Origin of the sequence: Phaeobacter sp. HF9A (genome assembly GCF_011806385.1) — a bacterium.
Classification (GTDB): domain Bacteria; phylum Pseudomonadota; class Alphaproteobacteria; order Rhodobacterales; family Rhodobacteraceae; genus Epibacterium.
Genome location: NZ_JAATOX010000054.1, coordinates 1 through 25,686 on the forward strand (window position 1 = coordinate 1; position 25,686 = coordinate 25,686).

Annotated in this window: 25 protein-coding genes and 1 riboswitch; of the genes, 7 read left to right on the forward strand and 18 right to left on the reverse strand. The window is 62.3% G+C overall.

Annotated features, from left to right (window positions below; genetic code table 11):
- Window positions 1-34: 34 nt before the first annotated feature.
- The 4 genes from HCZ87_RS11265 to HCZ87_RS11280 are packed head-to-tail and all read right to left on the reverse strand — an operon-like array spanning window position 35 to window position 2,817.
- A complete protein-coding gene (locus HCZ87_RS11265) occupies window positions 35-328 on the reverse strand; it encodes a 4a-hydroxytetrahydrobiopterin dehydratase (protein ID WP_167643857.1) in 294 nt (97 codons plus the stop codon).
- A complete protein-coding gene (locus HCZ87_RS11270; RefSeq protein ID WP_167643858.1) occupies window positions 325-1,527 on the reverse strand; it encodes a GNAT family N-acetyltransferase in 1,203 nt (400 codons plus the stop codon). The genes HCZ87_RS11265 and HCZ87_RS11270 overlap by 4 nt, the downstream gene beginning before the upstream one ends.
- Window positions 1,528-1,572: 45 nt before the next feature.
- Entirely contained in the window at window positions 1,573-2,349 is a 777-nt protein-coding gene (locus HCZ87_RS11275; protein ID WP_167643859.1) for a glycerophosphodiester phosphodiesterase family protein, read from the reverse strand.
- Window positions 2,350-2,355: 6 nt separating this feature from the next.
- Complete coding sequence (locus HCZ87_RS11280) at window positions 2,356-2,817, reverse strand: RidA family protein (RefSeq protein WP_167643860.1); 462 nt, start codon at window positions 2,815-2,817, stop codon at window positions 2,356-2,358.
- 356 nt (window positions 2,818-3,173) lie between these two features.
- Here HCZ87_RS11280 and HCZ87_RS11285 point away from each other — a divergent pair, with 356 nt between their 5' ends.
- Window positions 3,174-3,935, forward strand: coding sequence for a VacJ family lipoprotein (locus HCZ87_RS11285; RefSeq protein WP_167643861.1), 762 nt, complete (start codon window positions 3,174-3,176; stop codon window positions 3,933-3,935).
- Window positions 3,936-3,937: 2 nt separating this feature from the next.
- A complete protein-coding gene (locus tag HCZ87_RS11290; RefSeq protein WP_167643862.1) occupies window positions 3,938-4,528 on the forward strand; it encodes a phospholipid-binding protein MlaC in 591 nt (196 codons plus the stop codon).
- 81 nt (window positions 4,529-4,609) lie between these two features.
- On the opposite strand, the gene smpB is transcribed toward HCZ87_RS11290, so the two are convergent.
- The 3 genes from smpB to HCZ87_RS11305 form a co-directional block, all read right to left on the reverse strand.
- The gene (gene smpB / locus HCZ87_RS11295; RefSeq protein ID WP_167643863.1) at window positions 4,610-5,086 is read right to left on the reverse strand and encodes an SsrA-binding protein SmpB; all 477 of its coding nucleotides are present in this window, start codon (window positions 5,084-5,086) and stop codon (window positions 4,610-4,612) included.
- A 66-nt stretch (window positions 5,087-5,152) separates the two neighbouring features.
- Window positions 5,153-6,025 (reverse strand): DMT family transporter, encoded by an 873-nt coding sequence (locus HCZ87_RS11300; protein ID WP_167643864.1) that lies wholly within the window; start codon window positions 6,023-6,025, stop codon window positions 5,153-5,155.
- A gap of 84 nt (window positions 6,026-6,109) precedes the next feature.
- Window positions 6,110-6,673 carry a helix-turn-helix domain-containing protein gene (locus tag HCZ87_RS11305; protein WP_167643865.1) on the reverse strand — a complete coding sequence of 188 codons (564 nt, stop codon included), beginning with the start codon at window positions 6,671-6,673 and terminating at the stop codon, window positions 6,110-6,112.
- A 345-nt stretch (window positions 6,674-7,018) separates the two neighbouring features.
- Here HCZ87_RS11305 and ilvD point away from each other — a divergent pair, with 345 nt between their 5' ends.
- The gene (ilvD, locus tag HCZ87_RS11310; RefSeq protein WP_167643866.1) at window positions 7,019-8,866 is read left to right on the forward strand and encodes a dihydroxy-acid dehydratase; all 1,848 of its coding nucleotides are present in this window, start codon (window positions 7,019-7,021) and stop codon (window positions 8,864-8,866) included.
- 355 nt (window positions 8,867-9,221) lie between these two features.
- Here ilvD and HCZ87_RS11315 read toward each other — a convergent pair whose 3' ends face one another.
- Window positions 9,222-10,040 (reverse strand): sulfotransferase family protein, encoded by an 819-nt coding sequence (locus HCZ87_RS11315; protein ID WP_167643867.1) that lies wholly within the window; start codon window positions 10,038-10,040, stop codon window positions 9,222-9,224.
- Between the two features lie 133 nt (window positions 10,041-10,173).
- On the opposite strand from HCZ87_RS11315, the gene HCZ87_RS11320 reads away from it, so the two are divergent.
- Window positions 10,174-11,754, forward strand: coding sequence for a DUF5928 domain-containing protein (locus tag HCZ87_RS11320; RefSeq protein ID WP_167643868.1), 1,581 nt, complete (start codon window positions 10,174-10,176; stop codon window positions 11,752-11,754).
- A 3-nt stretch (window positions 11,755-11,757) separates the two neighbouring features.
- Here HCZ87_RS11320 and HCZ87_RS11325 read toward each other — a convergent pair whose 3' ends face one another.
- From HCZ87_RS11325 to HCZ87_RS11335, 3 genes are all read right to left on the reverse strand, one after another.
- Window positions 11,758-12,399, reverse strand: coding sequence for a DUF1523 family protein (locus tag HCZ87_RS11325; RefSeq protein ID WP_167643869.1), 642 nt, complete (start codon window positions 12,397-12,399; stop codon window positions 11,758-11,760).
- A gap of 185 nt (window positions 12,400-12,584) precedes the next feature.
- A complete protein-coding gene (locus HCZ87_RS11330; RefSeq protein ID WP_167643870.1) occupies window positions 12,585-13,793 on the reverse strand; it encodes an aminopeptidase P family protein in 1,209 nt (402 codons plus the stop codon).
- A 181-nt stretch (window positions 13,794-13,974) separates the two neighbouring features.
- Window positions 13,975-14,760: an alpha/beta hydrolase gene (locus tag HCZ87_RS11335; RefSeq protein ID WP_167643871.1), complete on the reverse strand. Its 786-nt coding sequence runs from the start codon at window positions 14,758-14,760 to the stop codon at window positions 13,975-13,977.
- 102 nt (window positions 14,761-14,862) lie between these two features.
- On the opposite strand from HCZ87_RS11335, the gene HCZ87_RS11340 reads away from it, so the two are divergent.
- On the forward strand, window positions 14,863-16,335 hold the full coding sequence (locus HCZ87_RS11340) for an NAD-dependent succinate-semialdehyde dehydrogenase (protein WP_167643872.1): 1,473 nt from the start codon (window positions 14,863-14,865) through the stop codon (window positions 16,333-16,335).
- Window positions 16,336-16,363: 28 nt separating this feature from the next.
- Here the strand turns inward: HCZ87_RS11340 and HCZ87_RS11345 are convergent, their stop codons facing one another.
- Complete coding sequence (locus HCZ87_RS11345) at window positions 16,364-16,795, reverse strand: globin (protein WP_167643873.1); 432 nt, start codon at window positions 16,793-16,795, stop codon at window positions 16,364-16,366.
- 164 nt (window positions 16,796-16,959) lie between these two features.
- Here HCZ87_RS11345 and HCZ87_RS11350 point away from each other — a divergent pair, with 164 nt between their 5' ends.
- Together HCZ87_RS11350 and HCZ87_RS11355 are read left to right on the forward strand one after the other, a co-directional pair.
- Window positions 16,960-19,131 (forward strand): esterase-like activity of phytase family protein, encoded by a 2,172-nt coding sequence (locus HCZ87_RS11350; protein ID WP_167643874.1) that lies wholly within the window; start codon window positions 16,960-16,962, stop codon window positions 19,129-19,131.
- A gap of 193 nt (window positions 19,132-19,324) precedes the next feature.
- A riboswitch (FMN riboswitch) is annotated at window positions 19,325-19,461 on the forward strand.
- Between the two features lie 81 nt (window positions 19,462-19,542).
- Complete coding sequence (locus HCZ87_RS11355; protein WP_167643875.1) at window positions 19,543-20,427, forward strand: DMT family transporter; 885 nt, start codon at window positions 19,543-19,545, stop codon at window positions 20,425-20,427.
- Here HCZ87_RS11355 and HCZ87_RS11360 read toward each other — a convergent pair.
- The 6 genes from HCZ87_RS11360 to HCZ87_RS11385 all read right to left on the reverse strand — a co-directional run.
- Window positions 20,416-21,027 (reverse strand): TetR/AcrR family transcriptional regulator, encoded by a 612-nt coding sequence (locus HCZ87_RS11360; RefSeq protein ID WP_167643876.1) that lies wholly within the window; start codon window positions 21,025-21,027, stop codon window positions 20,416-20,418. The two genes, HCZ87_RS11355 and HCZ87_RS11360, sit on opposite strands and share 12 nt — an antisense overlap.
- Before the next feature lie 134 nt (window positions 21,028-21,161).
- Window positions 21,162-21,629, reverse strand: a complete 468-nt coding sequence (locus HCZ87_RS11365; protein WP_167643877.1) for an Hsp20 family protein — start codon at window positions 21,627-21,629, stop codon at window positions 21,162-21,164.
- A 141-nt stretch (window positions 21,630-21,770) separates the two neighbouring features.
- Window positions 21,771-22,565, reverse strand: coding sequence for a serine protease (locus tag HCZ87_RS11370; RefSeq protein ID WP_167643878.1), 795 nt, complete (start codon window positions 22,563-22,565; stop codon window positions 21,771-21,773).
- A 151-nt stretch (window positions 22,566-22,716) separates the two neighbouring features.
- The gene (glcF, locus tag HCZ87_RS11375; protein ID WP_167643879.1) at window positions 22,717-24,036 is read right to left on the reverse strand and encodes a glycolate oxidase subunit GlcF; all 1,320 of its coding nucleotides are present in this window, start codon (window positions 24,034-24,036) and stop codon (window positions 22,717-22,719) included.
- A gap of 1 nt (window position 24,037) precedes the next feature.
- Window positions 24,038-24,781, reverse strand: a complete 744-nt coding sequence (locus HCZ87_RS11380) for a two-component system response regulator (RefSeq protein WP_167643880.1) — start codon at window positions 24,779-24,781, stop codon at window positions 24,038-24,040.
- A 4-nt stretch (window positions 24,782-24,785) separates the two neighbouring features.
- The coding region (locus HCZ87_RS11385; RefSeq protein ID WP_167643881.1) for an FAD-binding protein at window positions 24,786-25,686 on the reverse strand (901 nt) is incomplete at its 5' end.

Genomic DNA, 25,686 nt, shown 5'->3' on the forward strand with positions numbered 1-25,686 from the left:
GCCGTCGTATCAGCGCGTGTTTTGGGCCCTGAGCCTAGACCAACCCGTCCATTTTCCGGGCCAGCTTGGCATCCAATGCGCTCAGCCCCTCCACGTCGTGGGTGGTCAGCAGCACCGTCACCCGGTTGTAGACATTGCTCCACTCCGGGTGGTGGTTCCATTTCTCGGCCCAGATCGCCGATTTGGTCATAAAGGCAAAGGCCTCCACGAAATCGTCGAACTTGAAGGTCTTGCGGATCGCATCGCGGTCTTCAACCATCTGCCAGCCGGTGGCAAAGAGCGGCTGTAGCAGCGGCCCGCGTGTTTCTTCCGAGAGCTTCTCGGTCATTGGTGTTCCTCCACTTGCGTTTTCTTGAACGGGCCATAGCTGGTGAGGATCTCGATTTCCTCGTCGATGGCGGCGCGTTCGGCCTCCAGGTATTGTTTGATCGCCTTGCGAAAGCCGGGATCCCCTACCCAATGCAGGCTATGCGTCTGCGTCGGCAGGTAGCCCCGCGCCAGTTTGTGCTCGCCCTGCGCGCCCGCCTCGACGCGCGCCAGCCCCCACTCAATGGCAAGGTCGATGGCCTGATAGTAGCACAGCTCAAAATGCAGGCAGGGGTGATGCTCGATGCAGCCCCAATAGCGGCCATAGAGCACATCCGCGCCGATGAAATTCAGCGCTCCGGCCACGGCCTGGCCCTCGCGCTGCGCCAGAACCAGCGCCACGTCATCGGCCATTGTCTCGTGCACGATATCAAAGAAATCCCGCGTCAGATAGGGCGAGCCCCATTTGCGGCTGCCGGTGTCCTGATAAAAGCGCCAGAAGGCATCCCAATGTTCGGGGCGCAAATCCGCGCCGCTATAGGTCTGGATCTCGCCGCCAAACCCCTGCGCCTGCCGCCGCTCCTTACGGATGGTCTTGCGCTTGCGCGAGGAGAGCGCGGCGAGGAAATCCTCAAACCCCGAATAGCCATCATTGAGCCAGTGAAACTGCTGCGTGCTGCGCGCCATCAGGCCGATCTCGCGCCCGATTTCGGCTTCTGCTTCGGTGCAGAAGGTCACATGCAGCGAGGAGAGCTGATTGTCCGAGGCCAGTTGCACCGCGCCCTGAACCAGCGCCGAGAGCCCCACCGCCTCATAGCCGGGCCGCACCAGAAACCGCCGCCCCGTCGCGGGCGTAAAGGGCACCGCGATCTGGAGTTTCGGATAATAGCGCCCGCCGGCCCCCTCATAGGCATGGGCCCAGTTGTGATCAAAGATATATTCGCCCTGGCTGTGCCCCTTGGCGTAAAGCGGCGCGCAGGCGATCAGCTGGTCGTCGAGATAGCAGGTCAGATATTGCGGCTGCCAGCCGGTCCCCGGCCCGACCGAGCCGCTCTCTTCCAGCGCGCTGAGGAAACGATGGGTGGTAAACGGATCCAGTGGCCGCCCGCCGGCAGCGGCCTCGGGGCAGGCGCAGCTGTCCCAATCCGCCGCCGCAATCTGCGAGAGCGCGCCGAGCACGCGAATTTCAACATTCGCGTCAGTGTTGTCCGCCTGTGTCATGCCACCTCTCTGCTTCATTAGTATTTGGGCAGGCGCCGCCCTCAATCAAGTCGGCAGCGGCGCGCGATAGCCCTCAAACGTCACGTTATCAACATATTGGCGGACCTCTGCCTCCTGTTCGGGCGAGCGGATGGTCCAGCTGAGGATCGCCACCCCCTGCCCCCGCAGCGCCTGCACCCGCGCGGAGGCTACATCCGAAGCCTGGTGGCTGATGAAGCTGGCCCCGACCCGATCAAAATCCGGGATCTCGCGCAGCTCGGCGCGGCGGTCGGCGGGCAGGATCTTCCAGTCTGCGGCCTCATAGGAGCTGGTGGTCAGGCCGCGCGGCACGTCGGGTGCGATGCGCGCAAGCTCCGCCACGCTATGGGGGTTGAAGGACATCAGCGCCACCGGTCCGGCATAGCCCGCCAGATCCGCCGCCACCGCAGCCTCCAGCGCGCCGACATTTGGGCCCATTTCGCCGTCCTGATCCTTGATCTCGACCAGCAGCGGCACCTGCCCCGCCACGATCTCAAGCACCTCGGCAAAGCTGGGAATCCCCTCGCCGTCGCCGTTTTTCAGCGGGATCGCGCCCAGTTCTCTGGCGCTGCGGGCCTTGATCGGACCGCTCTCATCGGTGAGGCGGTCCAGACTGTAGTCGTGAAAGACCATCGCAACCCCATCTGCCGAGGGCTGCACGTCGATTTCGATCCCATAGCCGGCCTCGATCGCCGCGCGGATGGCCGCGCGGCTGTTTTCGGGACAGGCATCAGATTGCCCATGCAGCGCCCGATGGGTGATCGGATACTGCAAAAAGGCCGCTGGCAGTGCCGGAGCAGTCATTGGAAATCAGACCTCGATTTCGAACACGCCGTCGATTTCCACTGCCACACCAAGCGGCAGCGAGGGCGAGCTGACCGCAGAGCGCGCGTGACGGCCCAGATCGCCGAGCACCTCGACCAGCAGGTCGGAGGCGCCGTTCACCACCTGCGGCTGCTGGGTGAAATCGGCGGTAGAGTTCACAAAGGCGCCCAGTTTGACCACGCGCTTTAGCTTGCCCAGATCGCCACCGCAGGCCGCCTTGACCTGTGCCAGCAGCGACAGCGCGCAGCGTTTCGCCGCCGCCTGGCCTGCCTCGACATCCAGCTCTGCGCCGAGCGTGCCGGTGATCAAGCCGTTTTCATCGGAGGAAATCTGCCCGGAGACAAACAGCATATTGCCGGAGATCACATAGGGCACATAGTTCGCCGCGGGTGCCGGGGCATCGGGCAGGGTCAGGCCGAGGGATTGCAGTTTGGCGTCAACGCTCATGGGAGGCTCCTTTATCCGCATGCAGTATCTGTTGCGGCGGACGCTACAAGGGAAGTTGCAGGGCGGAAAGAGGCAAATGCGTGCAAGCCTGCACAGCGCATCCCAGCAGAGAGCGAGATATCGGAAGGATGGCTTTATCTTTGGCAAAAAACTTTGCATACCTTTGTGGAACACCCAATCGCGGCCTCCCGCGCGGGGGGTACTTGCATTTTCATCCTCAGGGGCTCAAATCTGTTTCAATTCTGCCACAGCGCTCGGCCTCGACCGGGGTTTGCACTGGGATCGCGTGTGAAGATTGCTAAGTGACGCATAGGAAACAGGTGGCCTGGCCGGTCGAAACTGGAAAATTGATAGACATGATACCATCGCTGAAATCACCCCTTGCCGCGCTTGTGCTGTCTTCTGCGGTGCTGACCGCTGGCTGCGCGGCTCAGGATCCGGCGGCCAGGGCGGCGGGCGAGATCTTTGACCCCTACGAGAGTACCAACCGCTCGATCCACCAGTTCAACAAGGGGCTGGACCGCTATGCCTTCCGCCCTGCCTCCAAGGGCTATGTTGCGATCGTTCCCCCGGATATGGTCACGGCCTTTGGCAATTTCGCCGAGAACCTCTCCAAACCCGGAGATGCGGTCAATTTCCTGCTGCAAGGCAACGTCAAGGGCGCCGGTCAGGCGATGGCGCGCTTTGCGGTGAACACCGTCCTGGGGATCGGCGGTCTGGGCGATCCGGCCACTGAATTCAAGATGGCCCCGGCGCGCACTGATTTTGGCGAAACCCTGCATGTCTGGGGGGCCGGTGAAGGCGCCTATGTGGAACTGCCCGGTTTTGGCCCCTCCACCACCCGCGATGCGGTGGGGATCACCGTTGATTTCTTCACCAACCCGCTCAGCCATCTTGCGAATAATCCCGCTCAAGACGTTGACCTGCCCGCCAAGGTCGTGGACCAGCTGGGCAATCGCGGTAAGTATTCCGACACGATCGATTCGATTCTCTATGAAAGCGCGGACAGCTATGCGCAGAGCCGCCAGATTTATTTGCAAAATCGGCGGTTCGAACTGGGCGAAGAAGATCCCAGCGCCAATATTGATCCGTTTGAACTGGACACCGGAGGTTTCTAATCATGCAACGCCGCCAATTCCTCACCTCGCTGGGCGCCGCGGGCGCCTCCCTGATGGCCCTCCCCGCCTTTGCGCTGGATGAAAACTCGGCCTCAAAGCTGATCAACAGCCTGGTCAACGACATCAACAAGGTGATTGCCTCGGGCAAGAGCGAAAGCGCGATGTACAGCTCGTTCGAGCGCATCTTTGAGCGCTACAGCGACACCTCCTATATTGCCGCCTATGCCATGGGCGTGGACGCCCGCCGCGCCACCAGCGCCCAGAAGCGCGCGTTTTCAAACGCCTTTCAGGGCTATATCGCGCGCAAATACGGCAGCCGCTTCCGCGAGTTCATCGGCGGCCGGCTGGAGGTCACCGGCGTCAAGAAGGTCAAGAAATGGTACGAGGTCTCCTGCGTGGCCTACCTGAAGGGGCAATCGCCGTTTGAGGTGACCTTCCACGTGTCCGACCGCACCGGCAAGGATCTGTTCTTCAACATGTTCATCGAGGGCGTGAACCTGCTGCTGACCGAGCGCACCGAAATCGGCGCGATGATCGACCGCAATGGCGGTGATATCGACAAGATGATCGCGGATCTGAAAAAGCTCAGCTGATGGCTGCGACGACATCAGCGGTGACATAAAAAGGGCCCCAAGCGGGGCCTTTTTCTTATGGGTTTGCGTGGGGCCTGCGCCTCAGCCGTGCTCCTTGAGCAGCCGCTGTTTCTGCCGCGACCAATCCCGCTGCGCCTGCGCCTCGCGCTTGTCGTGGTTCTTCTTGCCCTTGGCGATGCCGATCTTGATCTTCGCCTTGCCGCGATGGTTGAAATACATCACCAGAGGCACCAGCGTCATGCCCTTGCGCTGGGTGGCATTCCACAGGTCCGACAGTTCCTTGCGCGAGACCAGGAGCTTGCGACGGCGGCGTTCTTCATGCTTGAACATCCGCGCCTGCTCGTAGGGGGCAATATAGGAATTCACCAGCCAGAGCTCGCCCTCATCCACGGTGGCGTAGGATTCAGCGATATTGGTGCCCCCGGCCCGCAGCGATTTGACCTCGGAGCCTTCGAGCATGATGCCGCATTCGAGATCGCTCTCGATTGCATAGTCGAACCGCGCCCGGCGGTTTTCGGCAACAACTTTGTAGTTCGGATCTGATTTCGCATTGGCCATAGGGCGCAGATGTAAGGCGGCGCGGGCGCGGGCGCAAGATCATGCGTGCCGGAAAGCGGGGCCAGCCTACGGCGATTTTGCGGGCGGACCACTGCGCAAGAGCGTGAAGATACCGCTGCCGACGACCACCAGAGAGCCGAGCAGGGTCATCAGGTCGGGCTGTTCGCCAAACACCAGCACCCCCAGCGCCATGGCAAAGACCAGCCGCGTGTAGCGAAACGGCGCCACCACCGACAAAGCCCCCGACCGCATCGCCCCGGTGAGCGCCATATAGGCCAGAACGCCGATGACCACCGCCGCTGCAAGGGCCCCCGCCTGAGCAAGGGAGAGCCAGACCGCGCCGCCGGTGCCGGCCAGAAGGATCACCCCGGCGATCGCCAACATCGCAAAGCCAAAGATCCCGAGCTGCGCATTGCTCATGGTTCTGGGGGCCGCCCGCGTGGCCAGATCCCGACCGGCAAAGCCCAGCATCCCCGCCACCGCCAGCAGGGAGGTCGCCTCAAAGCCGCTCATCCCGGGCCGCAGGATCATCAGCACGCCGATGAAGCCGACGCCGATCGCCAGCCAGCGCCGCCAGCCCACCCGCTCGCCAAAGAACACCACCGCCCCGGCGGTCACCACCAGCGGCGTGGCTTGCAGAATCGCCGAGGCCAGCGACAAGGGGGCAAGCACGATCGCCAGGGTAAAGAACAGCCGCCCTGACACCTCCGCAACCGCGCGCCACAGCAGCGGACGCGTGCAAAAGCCCGGGTGCCACAGGGGGGACCCTTGCGCACGCGCCATGATCGCAAAGATCCCCATACCGCCAAGGCCAAAGAGGATCAGCACCTGCCCCGTCGGCAGGCCGCCCGCCACCGATTTGATGACCATATCCTCCAGCGCAAAGGCCGCCATCGCCAGCACCATCAACAGGCTGCCGCGCAGGGTGTCTCGTTCCATATTGAGCCTCTTGAAATGTCCCGGTGAAAAAATTGCCTGGCCTCCGTGCTACGCCCCGCCCCCGGACGATACAAGCCGGGCCTGTCACATCTCTGCCTGCGCCTGCCCGGCCTTGCGATAGTGATGCATATTGAGAAACACCGCGCCGCGCTCCCCGCCGCGATAGCCATGTGGCTGATCGGCGGCAAAACGCAGCCCCTGCCCCGCTTCCAGCGGCACCCAGTCGCCCTCGCGCAGCACCTCCATCGCCCCCTCCAACACAAAGACCTCCTCGGTCACGCCCGCGTCATGGGCGGGCGACGGGTGGCACTGGCCCGGCTTCAGGGTCACGTGAAAGGTCTCGGCCCCCAGCACCGGGTCAAAGGGAAAGACGATCTTCACCTGGATGCTGCCGGGAAACTGCACCGTGCGAAAGACCTCGCCGCCGCGCCCTTCGGGACGCGTGCTTGCCTCGATCAACGTTGTCAGCGGCAGGTGAAACCCTTTGGCAATCTTCCAGAGCGTGGCGATGGTCGGGCTTGATTCGCCGCGCTCGATCTGCCCCAGCATCGCCTTGCTGACCCCGGTGACCTCGGCGGCGCGCGACAGGCTGAGCCCGGCGGCGCTGCGAATATTCCGCAAATTCAAGGTAATGCCAGCATCATCCATCGCTGTCTCCCGGGTCAGACACGCCACCTGCCAAAAAAGTCTTGTGCGTTATAGCGCACAAATTGTAGCGTGCGCTATAACGCACAACACCTACCCCAGCCATCGCCCGAGGAAAACCCGGATGCCGCGCCAGATCGATCTCTCTTCGCTTGCGGCAAACGCGGGCGCGCCGCGCGCCTTGCGGAGCCCGGTTCTGCCAGCGCCGACCCGCCCCTGACACCCGCCTTTGCAAAGCTTGCCTCCAGCCTCGCGATATCGCAATTTCGCAACCTCAACCCGCCCCGACATATTGCCTTTGCTGCGCGAATAGTGTCCCTGTGGGCAAAAATATAGGGAACCAGCATTATGCCGATGTACCGATCCAGAACCTCCACTCACGGTCGCAACATGGCCGGTGCCCGCGGCCTGTGGCGCGCAACCGGCATGGGCGACGATGATTTCGGCAAGCCGATCATCGCGATTGTCAACTCCTTCACCCAATTTGTGCCCGGCCACGTGCACCTCAAGGACCTCGGCCAAATGGTGGCCCGCGAGGTCGAGGCCGCCGGGGGCGTTGCCAAGGAATTCAACACCATCGCGGTGGATGACGGCATCGCCATGGGCCATGACGGCATGCTCTATTCGCTGCCCTCGCGCGAGGTGATCGCCGATAGCGTCGAATATATGGTCAACGCCCATTGCGCCGATGCCATGGTCTGCATCTCCAACTGCGACAAGATCACCCCCGGGATGATGATGGCGGCGATGCGGCTGAACATTCCGGTGATCTTTGTCTCCGGCGGGCCGATGGAAGCGGGCAAGATCGACATCGAATCGCTGGATGCCAAGAAGGTCGATCTGGTCGATGCCATGGTCGCCGCCGCCAGCGACACGCTGACCGACGCCGAAGTGCAGCATATCGAGGAAAACGCCTGCCCCACCTGCGGGTCGTGCTCCGGCATGTTCACCGCCAACTCGATGAACTGCCTGGCCGAGGCGCTGGGGCTGGCGCTGCCGGGCAATGGTTCCACCCTGGCCACCCATGCCGACCGCAAACATCTGTTCCTGGAGGCCGGCCGCAAGATCGTCGAGATCACCAAGCGCCACTATGAGGGCGAGGAACAAGGCCTGCTGCCGCGCAATATCGCCACCTTCGAGGCCTTCGAGAACGCCATGAGCCTCGACATCGCCATGGGCGGTTCCACCAATACGGTGCTGCACCTCTTGGCGATCGCCAATGAAGGCAAGGTCGATTTCACCATGCAGGACATCGACCGGCTCAGCCGCAAAGTGCCCTGCCTGTGCAAGGTCGCGCCCAATATCGAGAACGTCCATATGGAGGATGTGCACCGCGCCGGTGGCATCTTCTCCATCCTGGGTGAGCTCTCCCGCGCCGGGCTTTTGCACACCGATGTGCCGACCGTGCATAGCTCCACCATGGGCGAGGCCATCGCCAAATGGGACATCAAAGTCGCCAATAACCCGGAGGCCGAAAGCCTGTTCAAGGCGGCCCCCGGCGGCGTGCGCACCACGCAGGCGTTTTCTACCGAAAACCGCTTCAAGGAGCTGGACACCGACCGCGAAAATGGCGTGATCCGCGCCAAGGAACACGCCTTTAGCCAGGACGGTGGCCTCGCAGTGCTCTTTGGCAATATCGCGCTGGATGGCTGTATCGTGAAAACCGCGGGCGTGGACGCGTCGATCCTCACCTTCACCGGCACCGCCTATGTCTGCGAGAGCCAGGATCAGGCGGTGAACGACATCCTGACCGGCAAGGTCAAGGCCGGCGATGTGGTGGTGATCCGCTACGAGGGCCCGCGCGGCGGTCCCGGCATGCAGGAAATGCTCTACCCGACCTCCTATCTGAAATCCAAGGGTCTGGGCAAAGACTGCGCCCTCCTGACCGATGGGCGTTTTTCCGGCGGCACCTCGGGTCTGTCCATCGGCCATGTCTCCCCCGAGGCGGCCGAGGGCGGCGCGATCGGTCTGGTGCAGCAGGGCGACAAGATCGAGATCGACATCCCCAACCGCACGATCAACCTCGCCGTGGACGAGGCCACCCTGGCCGCGCGCCGCGCCGCGCAGGACGAAAAAGGCTGGAAGCCCGAAAAGCCGCGCAAGCGCAAGGTCTCGACCGCGCTCAAGGCCTATGCGTTGCTCGCCACATCGGCCGCCAAAGGCGCGGTACGCCAGCTCCCGGACGACGACGCGTAATCGCCCCCCAGTGCAACATGGAAAGGCCCCCGCGCATAAAACGCGGGGGCCTTTTTCGTCCCGATGGCGCGCATAGGCCCGCGGTCCGGGTCAAGGGCGGCAGAGCCGCCGCGCCCTGGCGCGGTTCACCCTTGACGCGCCCACCCCAAGACAAGCTTGCATCGGCGCGTTCAGGGCAGACCTGCCCCTGAACCGCTTCTCAGCAAACGCGCCTTACCTGCCATAAACCGCGCCGCCGATAGGGTAGAAATCGGCCAAGATGCGCGCCCGCGCCGGGCGTCAGCCCGGCGCCCGGCCCAACCGGGCCAGATCATTTCAATGATCGCAGCCTAGGCGGGAGCGCCCCCGGAGCGGATTAATCGCCCAGCTTGGCGTGGACTTCATCCAGGTCGATCTCGCCGATCGGCATCTTGTTGCCCGGGTGTTCAAAATCATATTTGAAAACCTCAAAGTCGCGTTTGTAGATCTCATAGACCAGATGCATCGACAGATCGTCGAAATACTCCTCCACCGGATGCGCCCGCTTGGGTCCGTGGCCTTCGCTCTCGTTAAAGCGCGGGATGCTCGCCAGATCCACCGCATGCGGCCGCTCGGTCGCATCCAGCACCTGCTGCATGCCCTCGTTAAAGCGCTCGGTCCAGATGATCTTGTCGTAGCGCCCGCCGTTCACCACAAAGGTGGAGACATGGCCCGACATCGCCGACCAGTGGATATCTGGCTCCATCGGGCGGCGCCAGCGGATGCTGTCGCGGGCAAACAGCAAGAAACGGCGAAAGCTCCTGATCTGGTCAAACTCCTGCTTGCCATCCTCGCCGCCAACCTCGATGCCATAGTCATACATCAGCTTTGGCACCAGATTGCCGCGATAGCGCCGGCCGTTGCGCTGGATGCCGCAGATCTTGTCAAAGAACGAACTCAGGATCCTCGTGTAGGGATTGCGCACGCAGGTAAAGGCATAGGATTTATGCGCGCCGACATTGGCCTCGATCAGCGGGCGGCTCTCCTCCTGCCCCCATTTGTGCAGCCCTTCGGTGGAATCGTGAATATCGCCGTCAAAAAAACGACCGTGATCCGAATAATACATGATCTGCCCGATCGTGGAGCAGGCGCATTTCGGCACCACCCGATAGACCATGCTTTCACTTTCCGTCATCCAGGTGCCTGGAAATCCCATCTTTCGCCCCTCACTCGTCTCTCGGCTCAGTTTGCCCGCCATTGTGCAAAATGCAAAATAATCTGGTTTCTTCAGCCCGTGTTCCCCTCTATCAAGGAAACAATCCTATAAAACAGTGGATTGCGTCCCGAAGATGGCAAAAATCGCCTATATTCTGCTCTGCCACAAGAACCCGGAGGCGATCATCGCCCAGGCGGAGCGGCTCACTGCGACCGGAGACTATATCGCGATTCACTTCGATGGGCGCGCCAGTGCCGAGGAGTATCGCACCATCCGGGCCGCCCTCGCACAAAATCCCAATGTTGCCTTCGCCCCGCGCCGGATCAAATGCGGCTGGGGAGAATGGTCACTGGTGCGGGCCACGCTCAACACCTTGCAGGCCGCGCTGGCGCATTTTCCACGTGCCACCCATGTCTATATGCTGTCCGGCGATTGCATGGCCATCAAGACCGCCGAATATGCCCGCGACTTTCTCGATCGCCACAACAAGGATTATATCGAAAGCGTCGATTTCTTCGAGAGCGACTGGATCAAGACCGGCATGAAGGAAGATCGGCTGATTTACCGGCACTATTTCAATGAACGCACCCAGAAGCGCCGGTTCTATTTCAGCTACGAGCTGCAACGCAAGCTGGGGCTGACCCGCGCGATCCCCGATGATCTCCAGATACAGATCGGCAGCCAGTGGTGGTGCCTGCGGCGCACCACGGCGGAGGCGATCCTCGACATGACCCGCAAGCGGCGCGATGTCATGCGGTTCTTTGCCACCACCTGGATCCCGGATGAGACCTTTTTTCAGACGCTGGTGCGCCACCTGATCCCGGAGCAGGAAATCGAGAGCCGCACGCTCACCTTTTTGATGTTCAGCGACTACGGCATGCCGGTCTGTTTCTACAATGATCACTATGACTTGCTGCTCAGTCAGGACTTCCTCTTTGCGCGCAAGATCAGCCCCGATGCGACCGAGCTGAAATCCCGGCTGGGCACGCTTTATGCGGCGCAGGGCGTGGAGTTCCAGATCTCTAACGAGGGGCGGAACCTGCATCGTTTCCTGACCGAACGCGGCCGGATCGGACAACGCTTTGCCCCGCGGTTCTGGGAAACCGAAAGCAGCCTCGGCCGCGAGCGTCAGCTTTTGATCATCACCTGCAAGAAATGGCATGTGGCCAAACGCCTGCTGGAGCGCATCCGCAGGGTGAGCGACACGCCAGCCATCGCCTATCTGTTCAACGAGGAAGACACGCCGCTGCCGGATCTGGGGGGCATTCAGCAAACGCTGGAGAAACGCACCCGCCACCGGCGCGCGCTGATGCGGATGCTGTTTGACCACTTCCAGACGGATCGGCTGATTGTCTGCATGGACCCGCTGGCGCTGGAATTGATGCATGATTTCTTTTCGGATCGCTCCCATACGCGCATGTTGCGGATCGACTGCAGCTTTTCAGACGACTACCTGATCGGCCATGCCCGCAGGATCGGACTGGCCGGGGAGCACACGCCGCCAGCAACGCTGATGCGGCTCTTGCCGACCATTCGCAACGACCTGAACCGCGAAGTGGACCAGATCCGCGATGCCGGTTTTGATCGTCACTGGGTCATGTATGAGCACGGCAGCACCGAGGAAAACGCGCGCGCGCTGGCGGAATTCCTGGAACTTGGCACTCACAGCGCGCTGGACCTGATCCGCGCCACAGAGGGTCTGTTTGACGACTGACCGCTAGCGCGGCTTGCGCCGAAACCAGCGACGCACGCCGCGGGTGTTGTTCTCGATCGCATCGCCGGCGGCATAGAACCCATCTTCGACATTGTCGATCAGCGGGTCGATGCGATTGCGCTTGAACCGCCGCAAACGCACATAGATGGCCCAGAACATCGCCGCCAGCAGCACCAGGATCGTGATGCTGATCCAATTGACCGGCTTGTCATCCGGCCCCGCCGCCGGGGTGATGGAAATCGCATTGGGGAAGGCCGAGAGAAATTCGTTGCGCCAGCCATAGTGCATAACGCGCACCCACTCCGGGTCTTCCTTGGTGGAGATCGCGTCATTGGCCTCGGTATAGAGATCTGCGCTGTCGAATTTGAAATAGGGCGGCCAGCTCCAGCCGGTGTCCTCGTTGCGATAGACGATAACAGAGTCATCGGGACGCACGGCCGAGATGAACTGAACATCGCGATTGTCCAGCGCGTTGCTCTGGTTGTCCGGCGTGGACCAGAAGATCCGTGTCCAGTCGCCCAGCTGCTGGCGTTTTTCATAGGTGTTGACGATGCGCACCACGTCATATTGCGGCAGGGTGTAATGCAGAAAGCCCCCGACACAGAGCCAGAAGGTCAGAATAAAAAACCACTTCACATAGGCCATTTTGCCCCCTTCCCGATCCAAACCGCCCGCAATCGCGTTTTCACCAATGTCGGCAGTCCGACGCTAAAAAACAATGACATAGGCCAAATTACATCTGTCACGGCAAAGGCTGTTGCGCCGGTGCCGACACGCGCTGGATGCAGCGCCTGCGCGTGTCGGTCAAGGTCTTTCAGGAGATCGCCGCCTCAGCCCACGACATTGAAGTCGGGCCCATAGGGGTAACCGGTGATATTCTCCGGCCCGTCCTCGGTCACGATCAGGATATCATGCTCGCGATATCCTCCCGCGCCGGGTTCTCCCTCCGCAAGGGTCAGCATCGGCTCCATCGAGATCACCATGCCCGGTTCCAGCCGGGTGTCGATATCTTCGCGCAGCTCCAGCCCCGCCTCGCGCCCGTAGTAATGCGACAGCACGCCAAAGGAGTGACCATAACCGAAGCTGCGATATTGCAGCAGGTCGCGCTCCTCAAAAAAGGCGTTGATCTTATGGGTGATCTCGGCGCAGCTCGCCCCCGGTTGCAGCAGCGACATGCCATACTCATGGGCGGCGACATTGGCCTGCCAGATCGCCAGGCTGTCGGCATCGACCTCGCCGACAAACATCGTGCGCTCCAGCGCGGTGTAATAGCCCGAGATCATCGGAAATGTGTTGAGCGACAGGATATCGCCGCGCTGCAAGCGGCGCCCGGTGACCGGGTTATGGGCACCATCGGTGTTGATCCCGGACTGGAACCAGACCCAGGTGTCGCGATATTCCGCATCGGGAAAGCGCCGGGCGATTTCGCGCTCCATCGCGTCGCGCCCGGCCATGGCGACGTCAATCTCTCGCGCGCCCTCCTTGACCGCATCGCGAATGGCATAGCCGCCGACATCGGCCACCGCGGCCCCGGCGCGGATCAGCTCCAGCTCGGCGCTGGATTTATACATGCGCTGGCGCATTGTGGCCTCATAAAGATCCACCCTCCGCGCAGGCGCGAGGAAATGGTCCAGCTTGCCCTGCTGGAGCAGGGTCAGATGATCGCTTTCATAGCCGACCACCCGGCCCGCGCCCGTCACCGACAGGATGGCGCGCCAGAAGTTATCGCGCTGCCAGTCGGTATAGGTGATGTTGTCGCAGAAACTGCGCCGCCAGGGCTGGCCGGCGTCGATCCCGGCGCTGATGGTCACCGCCTGCTCTGCCGTCACCACCAGCCCATAGGGGCGGCCGAAGGAACAATAGGTAAAGCCGGAGTAGTAGGAGATATTATGCATCGAAGTTAAGACCGCGGCCTCCACCCCGAGATCGGACATGAGGCGGCGCAGATGCGCGATGCGGGCCTCGTATTCGGCCACGGCAAATTGCAGCGGCGCCTTTTCACCATTGTGAAAGCGATACATTTCAGGACGAGCAGTCATGCTGGACCCTCCTTTGAACAAAGAAGATCCCGGCGTACAGGATGGAATGATAGAAAAAGAGCGCCCGCCAATCCTGCGGCGGGGGGCGACGCCATCGCCGTGCTCCGCCCCTATCCTGCGCCATGAAACGCCCCGGAGCAAGATCCCGCGTCCCGCCCCGAAGCATTTTCGCGTCTGGTGATTAACCCGTCATCACCGCGACCATATCGCTGTCCGGGTCGGCGAGGGCGTCGATCACGTTGAAATGGTGTTTTTCAAAGGCGATGACGTGATCCGCGCCCCAGGCTTCGACCAGCCAGATGGCCTGATCCAGAAAGGCCGGACGTTCCGCGCCCCCGACCCAGACGGTGACCTCCGCGCCAAAGCGATCCTGCATCTCGACCGGGCTTTCGGCGGTGGCATCGGCGGCCTGCATCTTGAACTTGTCATTCATAGAGGTGCGCAGCAGCGGGCGCAGATCCGAGAGCGGCGAAATCGGCACCACAGTCTTGATCCGCGCGCCGATCTCCTCGGGCAGGAGCGCCTTGTCGAGCATCCGTGCCACCAGATGGCCGCCCGCGGAATGGCCGGTCAGGGCAATCGGGCCTTCGACCTCGGCGGCGATCACCTGCACCGCCTGCGCCACCTGCCGGGTGATTTCGGCGATCGTGACATCGGGGCACAGATCATAAGAGGGCATCGCAACCGCCCAGCCCTGCGCCAGCGGGCCAACCGCCAAGTGGGACCAGTATGATTTGTCAAATTGCAGCCAGTAGCCACCGTGAACAAAGATACAAAGCCCCTTTGGCGGGGTCTCTGGCAGGAACAGATCGAACCGTTGCCGCTCGCCTGGGCCATAGGGGATATCCAGCCGTGCCCGCTCGTGCAGCGCATTGCGAAAATCCTGCGCCGAGGCCGCCCAGCGCGGCGGGTAATCTGCTGCCCCTTCGATATAGGCACCGTTTGTGTAGGCGTCATCGAGTTCCATTGTGGTTCCTTCGTCTTTCCGAAACTGGACCTATAGGTCTCACTGGACAACATTAGGCGCAACTGATTTGGATTTGCGAGACACGAATTTGTGGAGAAGACCATGCTGAAAACCTCAACCGATCTGAAATCGCTCCTGAAAGATCCGTCGCTCCTGGAGGAACGGGCCTATATCAACGGCGAGTTTGTTGCTGGCGAAGGCCACTTCGAAGTGGTGAACCCCGCGCGCGGCGACGTGATTGCCCGGATGGCTGATGTGAGCCGCATGCAGGCGCGCGACGCGATTACCGCTGCCAATATCGCGCAAAAGGACTGGGCCAAATGGACCGGCAAGGAGCGCGCCGCCGTGCTGCGCAAGTGGTTCGATCTGATCCTGGAAAACCAGGAGGACCTGGCGATCCTGCTGACCGCTGAAATGGGCAAACCGCTGGCCGAAGCCCGGGGCGAAATCGCCTATGGGGCCGCCTTTATCGAATTCTTCGGCGAAGAGGCAAAGCGCATCTACGGCGAGACCATCCCCGGCCACCAGCGCGACAAGCGCATCACCGTGATCAAACAGCCGATCGGCGTTGCGGCCTCGATCACGCCGTGGAACTTCCCCAATGCGATGATCACCCGCAAGGCTGGCCCGGCGCTGGCGGCGGGCTGCGCCTTTGTGGCACGTCCTGCGTCGGAAACGCCGCTCTCCGCCACCGCGCTGGCGGTTCTGGCGGCACGGGCCGGCGTTCCCGCGGGTGTGTTCAATGTGATCCCGTCCAGCGACGCGGCAGGCATCGGCAAGGAATTCTGCGAAAACCCCATCGTGCGCAAGCTGACCTTCACCGGCTCCACCAATGTGGGGCGCATCCTGCTCCGCCAGGCCGCCGATCAGGTGATGAAATGTTCGATGGAACTGGGCGGCAACGCGCCCTTTATCGTCTTTGACGACGCCGATTTGGACGCCGCGGTTGAGGGCGCGATCCTGTGCAAGTTCCGCAACAACGGTCAGACCTGCGTCTGCGCCAACCGGATCTATGTGCAGTCCGGCATCTATGACGCCTTCGCCGCCAAGCTGAAGGAAAAAGTGGCCGCGATGGCGCTCGGCGACGGGATGGAAGACGGCACCGCCTTTGGTCCGCTGATCAGCCCCGCAGCTGTTGAGAAGGTCGAAGCCCATATCGCCGACGCCAAGAGCAAGGGCGCCGAGGTGATCCTGGGCGGCAACCCCTCCGAGCTGGGCGGCACCTTCTTTGAGCCCACCATCGTGACCGGCGCCACCCGCGACATGGATTTCGCGCAGGACGAGACCTTTGGCCCGCTGGCCCCCTTGTTCAAATTCGAGAGTGAGGACGAGGTGATCGAGATGGCCAATGACACCATCTTTGGCCTTGCGTCTTATTTCTACGCCAAGGACCTGAGCCGCGTCTACAAGGTGGCCGAAGCGCTGGAATACGGGATCGTCGGCATCAACACCGGCCTCATCTCCAGCGAGCTTGGCCCCTTTGGCGGCGTCAAGCAATCCGGCCTGGGCCGCGAGGGCAGCCACCACGGCATCGAGGACTATCTTGAGATGAAATATCTCTGCATGTCGGTCTGAGCCCGACCAGCAGAGACGGAGACCAGATCTAGGCGGCGGGGGGCGTGACCCCTGCCGCCATGCTTTTGAACAACCGACGCAGCGCCCGCTCCCAGGCGGCGAACTCCGCGCTGGACAGCTCCGGCCGCAGGATCACATCGCAGGCGGCAAGCAGGGCCCCCTGTGCAATATACACATGTTCCGGCACCAGGTTGAGATGCCGATGCAGCAGCAGCAGGTGGTCAACCATCGGGGCGAAATTGCCGTCATCGCCGATGCTGCGCACGCCGCTGGTCAGCACCTTGGCGAACATTTCCTTTTGGCGAACGAAGTCATTCTTGAACATCTCCTTCACTTCAGGTCGTTGCTGGAACAGGATTTCGTAGAATTTATCGGTCAGCTCTGCCTTGCGCGCAAAGACCTTGCCGAAACTTGCCCGGACAAGATCCGCATCTTCTTTCTCCAGAACTGATGTATTCATTCCGTCCTCCCGGCACGCACAATAGCACCTTGTCGCATTACGGATGACACAATTTAAGCGACGACAAGACTTCAATATCACGAAATATATAAAAAAATGTCACGTTTTTATTACCCCCGGCGGACAAGGCCTAGGCATCGAAATTCTATCAACAGGAGCCGTCGATGTCCTTGCGCCTTGCCTGCCTGACATCTGCCCTCGCGCTGACCGCTGGTCTTGCGCATGCAGAGAAGTCATTTAACCGTATTGCCTCCTTCCCGGTGGTCAAAAACATGGCCGAGGGAAGCGACATGACCCGCGAAACCTCGCCCGAGATCCTCGACGTTACCGCGGACGGGATGACCCTCGCCTATACCGACAGCCCGCTGGAGGCGCTGGGTCTGGTGGATATCACCGACCCCGCCAACCCCGCCCCCAAGGGCGCGATTGCGCTGCCGGGCGAGCCGACCTCTGTCGCGGTGATCGGTTCGGTGGCCTATGTCGGGGTCAACACCTCGGAAAGCTACACCCATCCCTCTGGCCAGTTGATGGCCTTTAACACCACCGATGGCACGGAAATCGGATCCTGTGACATTGGCGGTCAGCCGGATTCCGTGGCGAAATCCAAGGATGGCACGTTTATCTCCGTGGCGATCGAGAACGAGCGCGACGAAGACCTGAACGATGGGGTGATCCCGCAGATGCCGGCGGGCAATCTGGTGATGATCAACACCCCCGAGGGTGGCCTCGATTGTGACAGCATGGCCGTCGTGGATCTGACCGGCCTGGCCGAGATCGCCCCCAGCGACCCGGAGCCGGAATATGTCTCCATCAACAGCCTTGGCGAAACCGTGGTGACCTTGCAGGAAAACAACCATCTGGCTGTGGTCTCCCGGGACGGCGAAATCCTGAACCATTTCTCTGCCGGCACCGTGGATCTGGAGGGGATCGACGCCACCGACGAACGCGGCGCGCTGATCTTCACCGAGAGCCAGCAGGGCCGCAAGCGCGAGCCCGACGCGGTGACCTGGATCAATGACGACATGTTCGCCATTGCCAACGAGGGTGATTACGAGGGCGGATCGCGCGGCTGGAGCATTTTCAACAAGGACGGCACGCTGGTCTATGACAGCGGCGTCGATTTTGAACATGCGGTGATCCAGATCGGGCATTACCCGGACAAACGCTCCGACGCCAAGGGGATCGAGCCGGAATCGGTGACCTTTGCCGAATATGACGGCACGCCCTATGTGTTTGTCGGGGCCGAGCGCGCCTCTGTTGTCGGTGTTTATGATGTCACCGATCCGGCCAATCCGGTTCTGACGCAACTCCTGCCCTCGGGCACCGGCCCCGAAGGCTATGCGGTGATCCCCGACCGTGGCTTGCTGATCTCGGCCAATGAAAAGGACCTGCTGGAAGATGGCGGCGCCCGGGCGCATGTGATGATCTATCAGCAGCAAGACGGCGCAGCTGTTTATCCGCATCTGACCTCTGCCGGCGCCGATGAGCTGATCGGCTGGGGCGCGCTTTCGGGCCTGGTCGCCGATGACGACGGCATGCTCTATGCGGTCAACGACAGCTTCTATGGCTTCCAGCCCTCGATTTTCAAGATTGACCCCTCGCAAACGCCCGCCCGCATCGTGGATGTGATCCGCGTGCATCGTGCCAATGGCGACGCGGCGCAGAAACTGGATATGGAGGGCATCACGCTCGACGGCAAAGGCGGTTTCTATGTCGCCTCCGAAGGCCGCATGGAACGCGCGATCCCGCATGCGATCTACCATGTCGAGGCCGATGGTCTGATCAAGACCAACAAGGGCGAGATCCCCATCCCGGCGGAGCTTCTGGCCCATGAGAAGCGCTTTGGCTTTGAGGGCATCACCAAGGTGGGCGACACCCTGTGGATGGCCGTGCAGCGTGAATGGAAGGATGACCCGGCGGATCACGTCAAGCTGGTCTCCTACAATCTGGAAACCAAGGAATGGGGCGCAGTACTCTATCCCAAGGAAGCCCCCGAGACGGGCTGGGTTGGCCTGTCGGAGATCGTCGCCCATGGCGATTATGTCTATGTGATCGAGCGCGACAACCAGCATGATTTCCGCGCCGTGACCAAGAAGATCTATCGCATCCCGCTGGCCGACATGCAGCCCGCACCCCTGGGTGGCGAGCTGCCGGTTGTGACCAAGGAGCTGGTGCGCGACCTGCTGCCCGATCTGACCTCTACCGGCGGCTATGTGCTGGACAAGGTCGAAGGGCTGGCGATCCAGAAGGATGGCACCGCCTGGGTTGTGACTGACAATGACGGTGTGGACGACAGTTCCGGCGAGACCATGTTCTGGTCCTTCAAGGTCGAATAAATCCTCCGTCCAATGCAATCCTGAGGGGCCCCAGAGCGGGGCCCCTTTTGCGTTCGGCGCAGGGGCGTTGCCCCTCTGGCCCTGCGGGCCATTCACCCCAGGATATTTGGAGTTAGAAGACGTCGCGGGTCGGAAAACCGCGCTGGATGGCCGTCACGGGGCTTTGATTTATGCGGGCTGCACGCTAGGAAGGGGCTATTCTCAGGGCAGGGTGAAATTCCCTACCGGTGGTGAAAGCCCACGAGCGGCCTGTTGTCTTGCGCACAGGTGTCAGCAGATCCGGTGGAATTCCGGGGCCGACGGTTACAGTCCGGATGGAAGAGAATGGAGAGCTGCGCGACCCTCTGGAGGGGCGTGTATCTGTTCGTTTGCCTTGGGTCACATGCGGGACAAGGAAAGGACGAAACGCAGATGGCTCAACAGTTTTCAACACCTCTTCGGGCTGCGGGTCTGATGGCAACCGCCGGCGCCTGTTTTGCACTGGTGAACGCCGGGCTACAGGCGGCGACGATGCTACATGGGGCAGCGGCGCCCACGGTCACCTTTTGGCAGTATCTGATTGCGCTGCTGTTTTACCTGCCGTGGATCTGGCGGCATCGCGCGGCCGTGCTCTCGACCCGGCAAAAGCTGGCGCATGTGCTGCGGGTGGTGCTGGCAGTGGGCGGCGTGCAGCTCTGGACCCTGGCGCTGGCCCATGTGCCGATCTGGCAGGCGATCGCGCTGATCCTGCTGTCGCCGTTCTTTGTGACCCTGGGGGCCGGGTTGGTGCTGCGCGAGGAGGTCACGCCGCATCGCTGGGGGGCCGTGGTGATGGGGATCATCGGCGGCATGGTGATCCTGTCCCCCTGGTCCGACCAGTTCCGGCTGGCGGCGCTGCTGCCGGTGGGGGCGGCGGCGCTCTGGGCGGCGAGTTCGGTGGTGACCAAGCGGCTAACCGATCAGGACAGCACAGAGACCGTCACCATCTATCTGTTGCTGCTTCTCAGCCCGGCCAATGCGGCGCTGGCGGCTGGCAGCGGCTTTGCCCTGCCCATGGGGACCATCTGGCTGGTGATCGGCGCGGGATTGCTGACGGCCCTGGCGCAGCATACATTGGTGCGTGCCTATACGCTGGCGGATGCGGCCTTTTTGCAGCCCTTTGATCACCTCAAGCTGCTCTTTAACGTTGGTCTGGGTGCGGTGCTGTTCGGGTTCATGCCGGATGGCAATATGTGGCTGGGCACGGCGTTGATCCTGATCGCCAGCGCCTATCTGCTGCGCCGGGAGGCCACGGGCCGCACGGCCCTAGCCGCGTAGGGTCTGGGACACCAGATCAGAGAAGATCCGGGCGCTATGCTCCTGCGCGCCGGCAAGGGTCGGCGCGCCAAAGAGCGCTTGCAGCGCGGTTTGCGCGGTAAACACCATCGGCGCAGCACCAAGGAGCTGCGCCACCACCGAGAGCGCCGCGCTGACACCGGCCTGTTGCCATTTCTCGGTCGCCTGTACCGTTGCGACAAGGCTCTCCAGCAGCGTGGCAAAGGCGGGGCTTGCCTGCCCGTCTGGTGGGCGCGCATGATCCAGCAGCTCTCGCATCAAAAGCTGTGCCGGGGCTGCATCCGCCTGCGTATAGGCCAGAAAACGGGCAAAGAAACGCTCCAGCTGATCTTCGGGCGGGCGGTCTTCTTCCATCGCCTCAAACAGGAGCTGGAGCAGCGCGGCGGAGGTTTGCTCCAGGGCCAGCGCATAGAGGGTGGATTTGGTGCCGAAGTGATGCAGGAGCGCCTGTTTGCTCAGCCCCAGTTCCCGCGCAATGGCAGAGATCGAGGCCCCGGCATAGCCATGCGCGGCAAACAGGCGGCAGGCGCTGCGGATCAGCTGGGCACGCGTGGTCGCGTCAGGGGGCTGGCTTTGGGTCATGGCTGCAATAAGTCACGCCACAGGCGCGCAGGCAACCTACCGAATGGTAAGGGCACGTAAATTCCGCAACAAAAAAACACCCCCGACGAAAACGCCGGGGGTGGTGCAAACAGGGCGGATGCCCCGGGGAGGTGTTAGTTGACGGCCGCGCTGGTGATGCTCTTGGGCGCAGAGCCGCTGGCCGATGCGATTTCAATCCGGCGCGGTTTCAGCGCTTCGGGCACTTCGCGCACCAGGTCGATGTGCAACATGCCGTCGGCATGGCTTGCGCCTTCGACGCGCACGTGATCAGCCAGCGTAAAGCGGCGCTCGAACGCGCGGGTGGCGATCCCGCGATGCAGATAGGTGCGATCTCCGGTCTCTTCGCCCTTGCGGGCCGAGACGACAAGCGCGTGGGCCTTGACCTCGACGTTCAGCTCATCTTCCGAGAAGCCAGCCACGGCGATGGAGATGCGATAGGCATCATCGGCGGTTTTTTCGATGTTATACGGGGGATAGCTTGGCTGCTGGATGTCAGAGCTCATCACCCGGTCCATCAGGTCGGCGATCTGGTCGAACCCGACGGTTGCGCGGTGCAGCGGAGCAAAATCAAATGTACGCATGGTTTATCCTCATCTTTGAGCGATTAACTGCTTTGAAGCCCTCCCAACAGGGACGGGCAGCGATCTGCCGGGACCCAATCCATGGCGCCCCGAACATCAGAAGACATATGAAAGGCTATGGCCGTTTCAAGGGGCCGCGCGTCAGTTGCGAATAAATTTTGCGCCCATATCGCCGCGGCGGGGTTCGCCGACCTGCGCCCTGCCGACCCCCTCGGGCAGGCGGCTGCCGACATGGGTGCCGGTCAACTGCGCCTCCAGCAATGTCAGCTCGTCCGCCAGCGAGGCCCCCAGCGACACCGGATTGCCCTCTACCCGCGCCTTGGCCGAGATCACCGAGACGATGCGCGGCTGGTCGCCGTCAAAGGAAAACACCGGCGCGCCGGAGGCCCCAAAATCGACATCGCAGGACATCACCAGCACCCCGCCCTGTCGCGCCATCACCGAGCAGACCTCTTGCAGCGAAGGGGCCTCTGATCGGTCCTGCGCATAGGAGACCACCCCGACACGGGCGCCCTTGCGCGGGCGGACGTCGGTTTCAAAGGGGGTCACGGTGGTATTGCGGATGGGCCGTTGCAGCTGCAACAGCGCGATATCATTGCGCACCCGGCTGGCAGAGAGCGTCCCGTCGTAGACATAGGCCGGATGCACAACCGCGCGTTTCACCGCGCGATAGGCCGAGGCCCGCCCATTGCGCCACCCGGCCAGGAATTCGATTGTCGTCGGGTCGATCTCTTGCAGCGTTTCGCGATCAAACAGGCAATGCGCCGCCGTCAGCACCAGATCTGGCGCGATCAGGGCGCCGGTGCAGAACCCGATCCCGCCTCGGTCCAGCCGCCCCACGGCCTCCCATGCGCGCCCCGCCTCTGTCGTCTCCAGGCTCTTGAGCCTGCTATCCGCCACATGCAAGGCCCCTCCGGCCTGGACGCTCGCGGCCATGGCACAAAGAAATGCATTCAGGATCAGAGGCTTGAGTGACAGCACAGGTGGTCTCCGGCGCCCCAAGCCGCGTCACCGCGCCAGCGCTTGGGGCGAAATATCGGCGCGCAGGCGATTCCGCGCGCCCTTCTGTGATGCCGGTTGCGAGGGATCAACGCAAGATCGGAACCGCAGGCGCGGCGGGCGCGGCCGAGAGCGCGGGCGGTTTTGGCCCACCCGTTGCCCAGTCCAGAAGCTCCACCGTGTGCACGATGGGCACCGACGCGCCGGAGCCGATTTGCATCATGCAGCCGATATTGCCCGCCGCGATGATATCGGGCGAGGTCGCCTCCAGCGTCCTGAGCTTGCGCGCCTTCAGCTGCGCGGAAATCTCCGGCTGGAGCAGGTTATAGGTCCCGGCGGAGCCGCAGCACAGATGGCTGTCGGCGGGTTCCACCACCCGAAAACCGGCGCGTTTCAGCAGCGTCTTGGGGTGGGTCTTGATCTGCTGGCCATGTTGCAGGGAACAGGCGGCGTGATAGGCGACGGTCAGCCCCGCCTCTGGCTGCTCGGGCAGATCCAGCTGCATCAGCAGCTCCGAGATATCCATCGCCAGATCCGACACCGTCGCCGCATCCGCCGCCAGCGGATCATTGCGGAACATATGGCCGTAATCCTTGACCGTGGTGCCGCAGCCAGAGGTATTGATGACGATGGCATCCAGCCCCTTGCCGTTTTTCTCGGCCATCCAGGCGCGAATGTTTCTGGCCGCCGACGCGTGGCTTTCGTCCTCCCGCCCCATGTGATGGGTCAGCGCCCCGCAACAGCCTGCGCCCTCGGCCACCACCACCTCGCAGCCAAGACGGCGCAGCAGGCGGATGGTGGCGTCGTTGATATCGGTATTGAGCGCCTTTTGCGCACAGCCGGTCATCAGCGCCACCCGTTTCAGTGGCGCCCCTTCGGCGGCAAAGCTCTGCGGATCGTCATTGCGGCTTACCGGCGGGATCACCCGGGGCGCCATCTCCAGCATCGCGCGCAGGCGGGCGTCTGGCATCACCCCCTTGAAGGGCCGGGCCAGCTTTGCCCCCAACAATGCCAGGCGAAAGCGCGTGGGATAGGGCAGGATGCGCGCCAAGAGCCAGCGCAGGGCCCGGTCAGAAAAGGGACGTTTGTAATGTTTGTCGATATAGGCCCGCGCGTGATCCACCAGATGCATGTAATGCACGCCTGATGGGCAGGTGGTCATACAGGCCAGGCAGGACAGACAGCGGTCGATATGTTTCACCGTCTTTTCGTCCGGCACCCGCTCGTTTTCCAGCATGTCCTTGATCAGGTAGATCCGCCCGCGCGGGCTGTCGAGCTCATCGCCCAGCACCTGATAGGTGGGACAGGTGGCGGTGCAGAACCCGCAATGCACGCAGGCGCGCAGGATCTCGTTCGCGCGTTGGGTGCCCGGATCCTGCAATTGATCGTCTGTAAAATGGGTCTGCATCTCAAATCTCCCTGAGGTGCTGATCGACAAACTTGAAGACATCCACTGGCGACGCCGTAACCTGCGTCACCCCTGCCGCAAGGAGCTTTGACCTGTTATCGACACCGCGCTGCCCCGCATAGATCAACAACGGCAGGGTCACCCCCGCCGCGCGCATCGCCCGCGCCAGTTCCAGACCTGCGAAATGATTATTGATCCCGCCCTCCTGCCGCCCGAGATCCGAGATCACCAGATCAAAACTGTCAGCACCAAGCGCCTTCATGGCAGCGTCGGTAGACAATTCCTTGCGAATACGGATGCCATCGCGTTCCAGCTTTTCGATGATGAACGCGTTGTTTGACGGGTAGTCGTCAACCCACAATATCGACTTTTGTGCCGGGGCCATCGGTAAAGCCTCGGCCGCGATATCGGTATGCGGAGCGGCGGAGGTATCAACTTCGACCGTCTGCCCCGATGCCGGTGCCGATGCCGATGCCGATGCCGATGCCGATGCCGCCTCCGACATCCTCGCTTGCCGCGCTTCAAGTGCCGCAATCCGTTCTTGCAGGTCCGAAAGCTCCTTGCCCGCCTGCTCCGTGGCCTCGGCGACGCTGATTTCCATCCCTGCCACCTTTATCGTCAATCGCTCTCGCTTCACCAAGAGGCCGACGAGCTTGCGAAATAGCAGCGCAATAATCACCACAGCCACAGGCCAGGCGAAGGCTGATATGGCTTGCCAGAACTCTACTTTTGCAAAAATGTCCATGCCCCTACCCCATTAGCCCCGGGTTGATGAGACCCCGTGGATCGAATTCTGCGCGAAGCGCGGTCGAAATGGCCGCCAGCGGCGCAGGCTCTGGATGAAAGCGTGGCAGCCTGTTCTCCATCCCCGCCCGCACCAGGGTGGCATGCCCCGGCAGCGTCATCTTCTCCCGCAGGTCCGTGCCTTCGGGCATCAAGGCCCAAATCAACCCGCCGCCCCAGTCACAAAGATAGCGCGTCGCACCCAGCGCCGGGATCAAGCGCATCGCATCCGTGGGTTTCACCGAGATCCGCCAGACATCACCCGGCTGACCGGCAAAACCGGCCACATCGCGGATAGCGCACCAGAGCTCCTCCGCCTCCGGGATCTGCACCACCTCGCCCACCCGGCCCAGCAGCTTGGTCAGCTCGCCAGCCCGATAGGCCACCGAGGCCCCAAAGCCCTCAAACCGGACATAGGCGGCCCGCGCCTCCGGGTCGTAGGCCGCACCGGTCACGTCAAAGGGCGAGCCGAGGGCCGCGCAGAGGCCCGTAATCCCGGTCGCGAGATCCACATCCCGCAGCGCCAGCGTCATCGTGGTCTCGGGCTGCGGCAACACTTTCAGCGCCACTTCGGTCAACACCCCCAGCGTGCCATGCGCGCCTGCCATCAGCTTCACCAGATCATAGCCGGTAACATTCTTCATCACCCGCCCCCCGTTGCGCAGCACCTGGCCGCGCCCATCGACAAAGCGCACCCCCAAGAGGAAATCGCGCGCCGCGCCGCCCTGAACACGACGCGGACCGGAGGCATTGATCGCAAATATCCCCCCCATCGTCGGCGCGCCACTGGTGCCCATCAGCGCCCGGTGATCCATCGGCTCAAAGGCCAGCCGCTGCCCTTCGCTGGCCAAAAGCGCCTCCACCTCC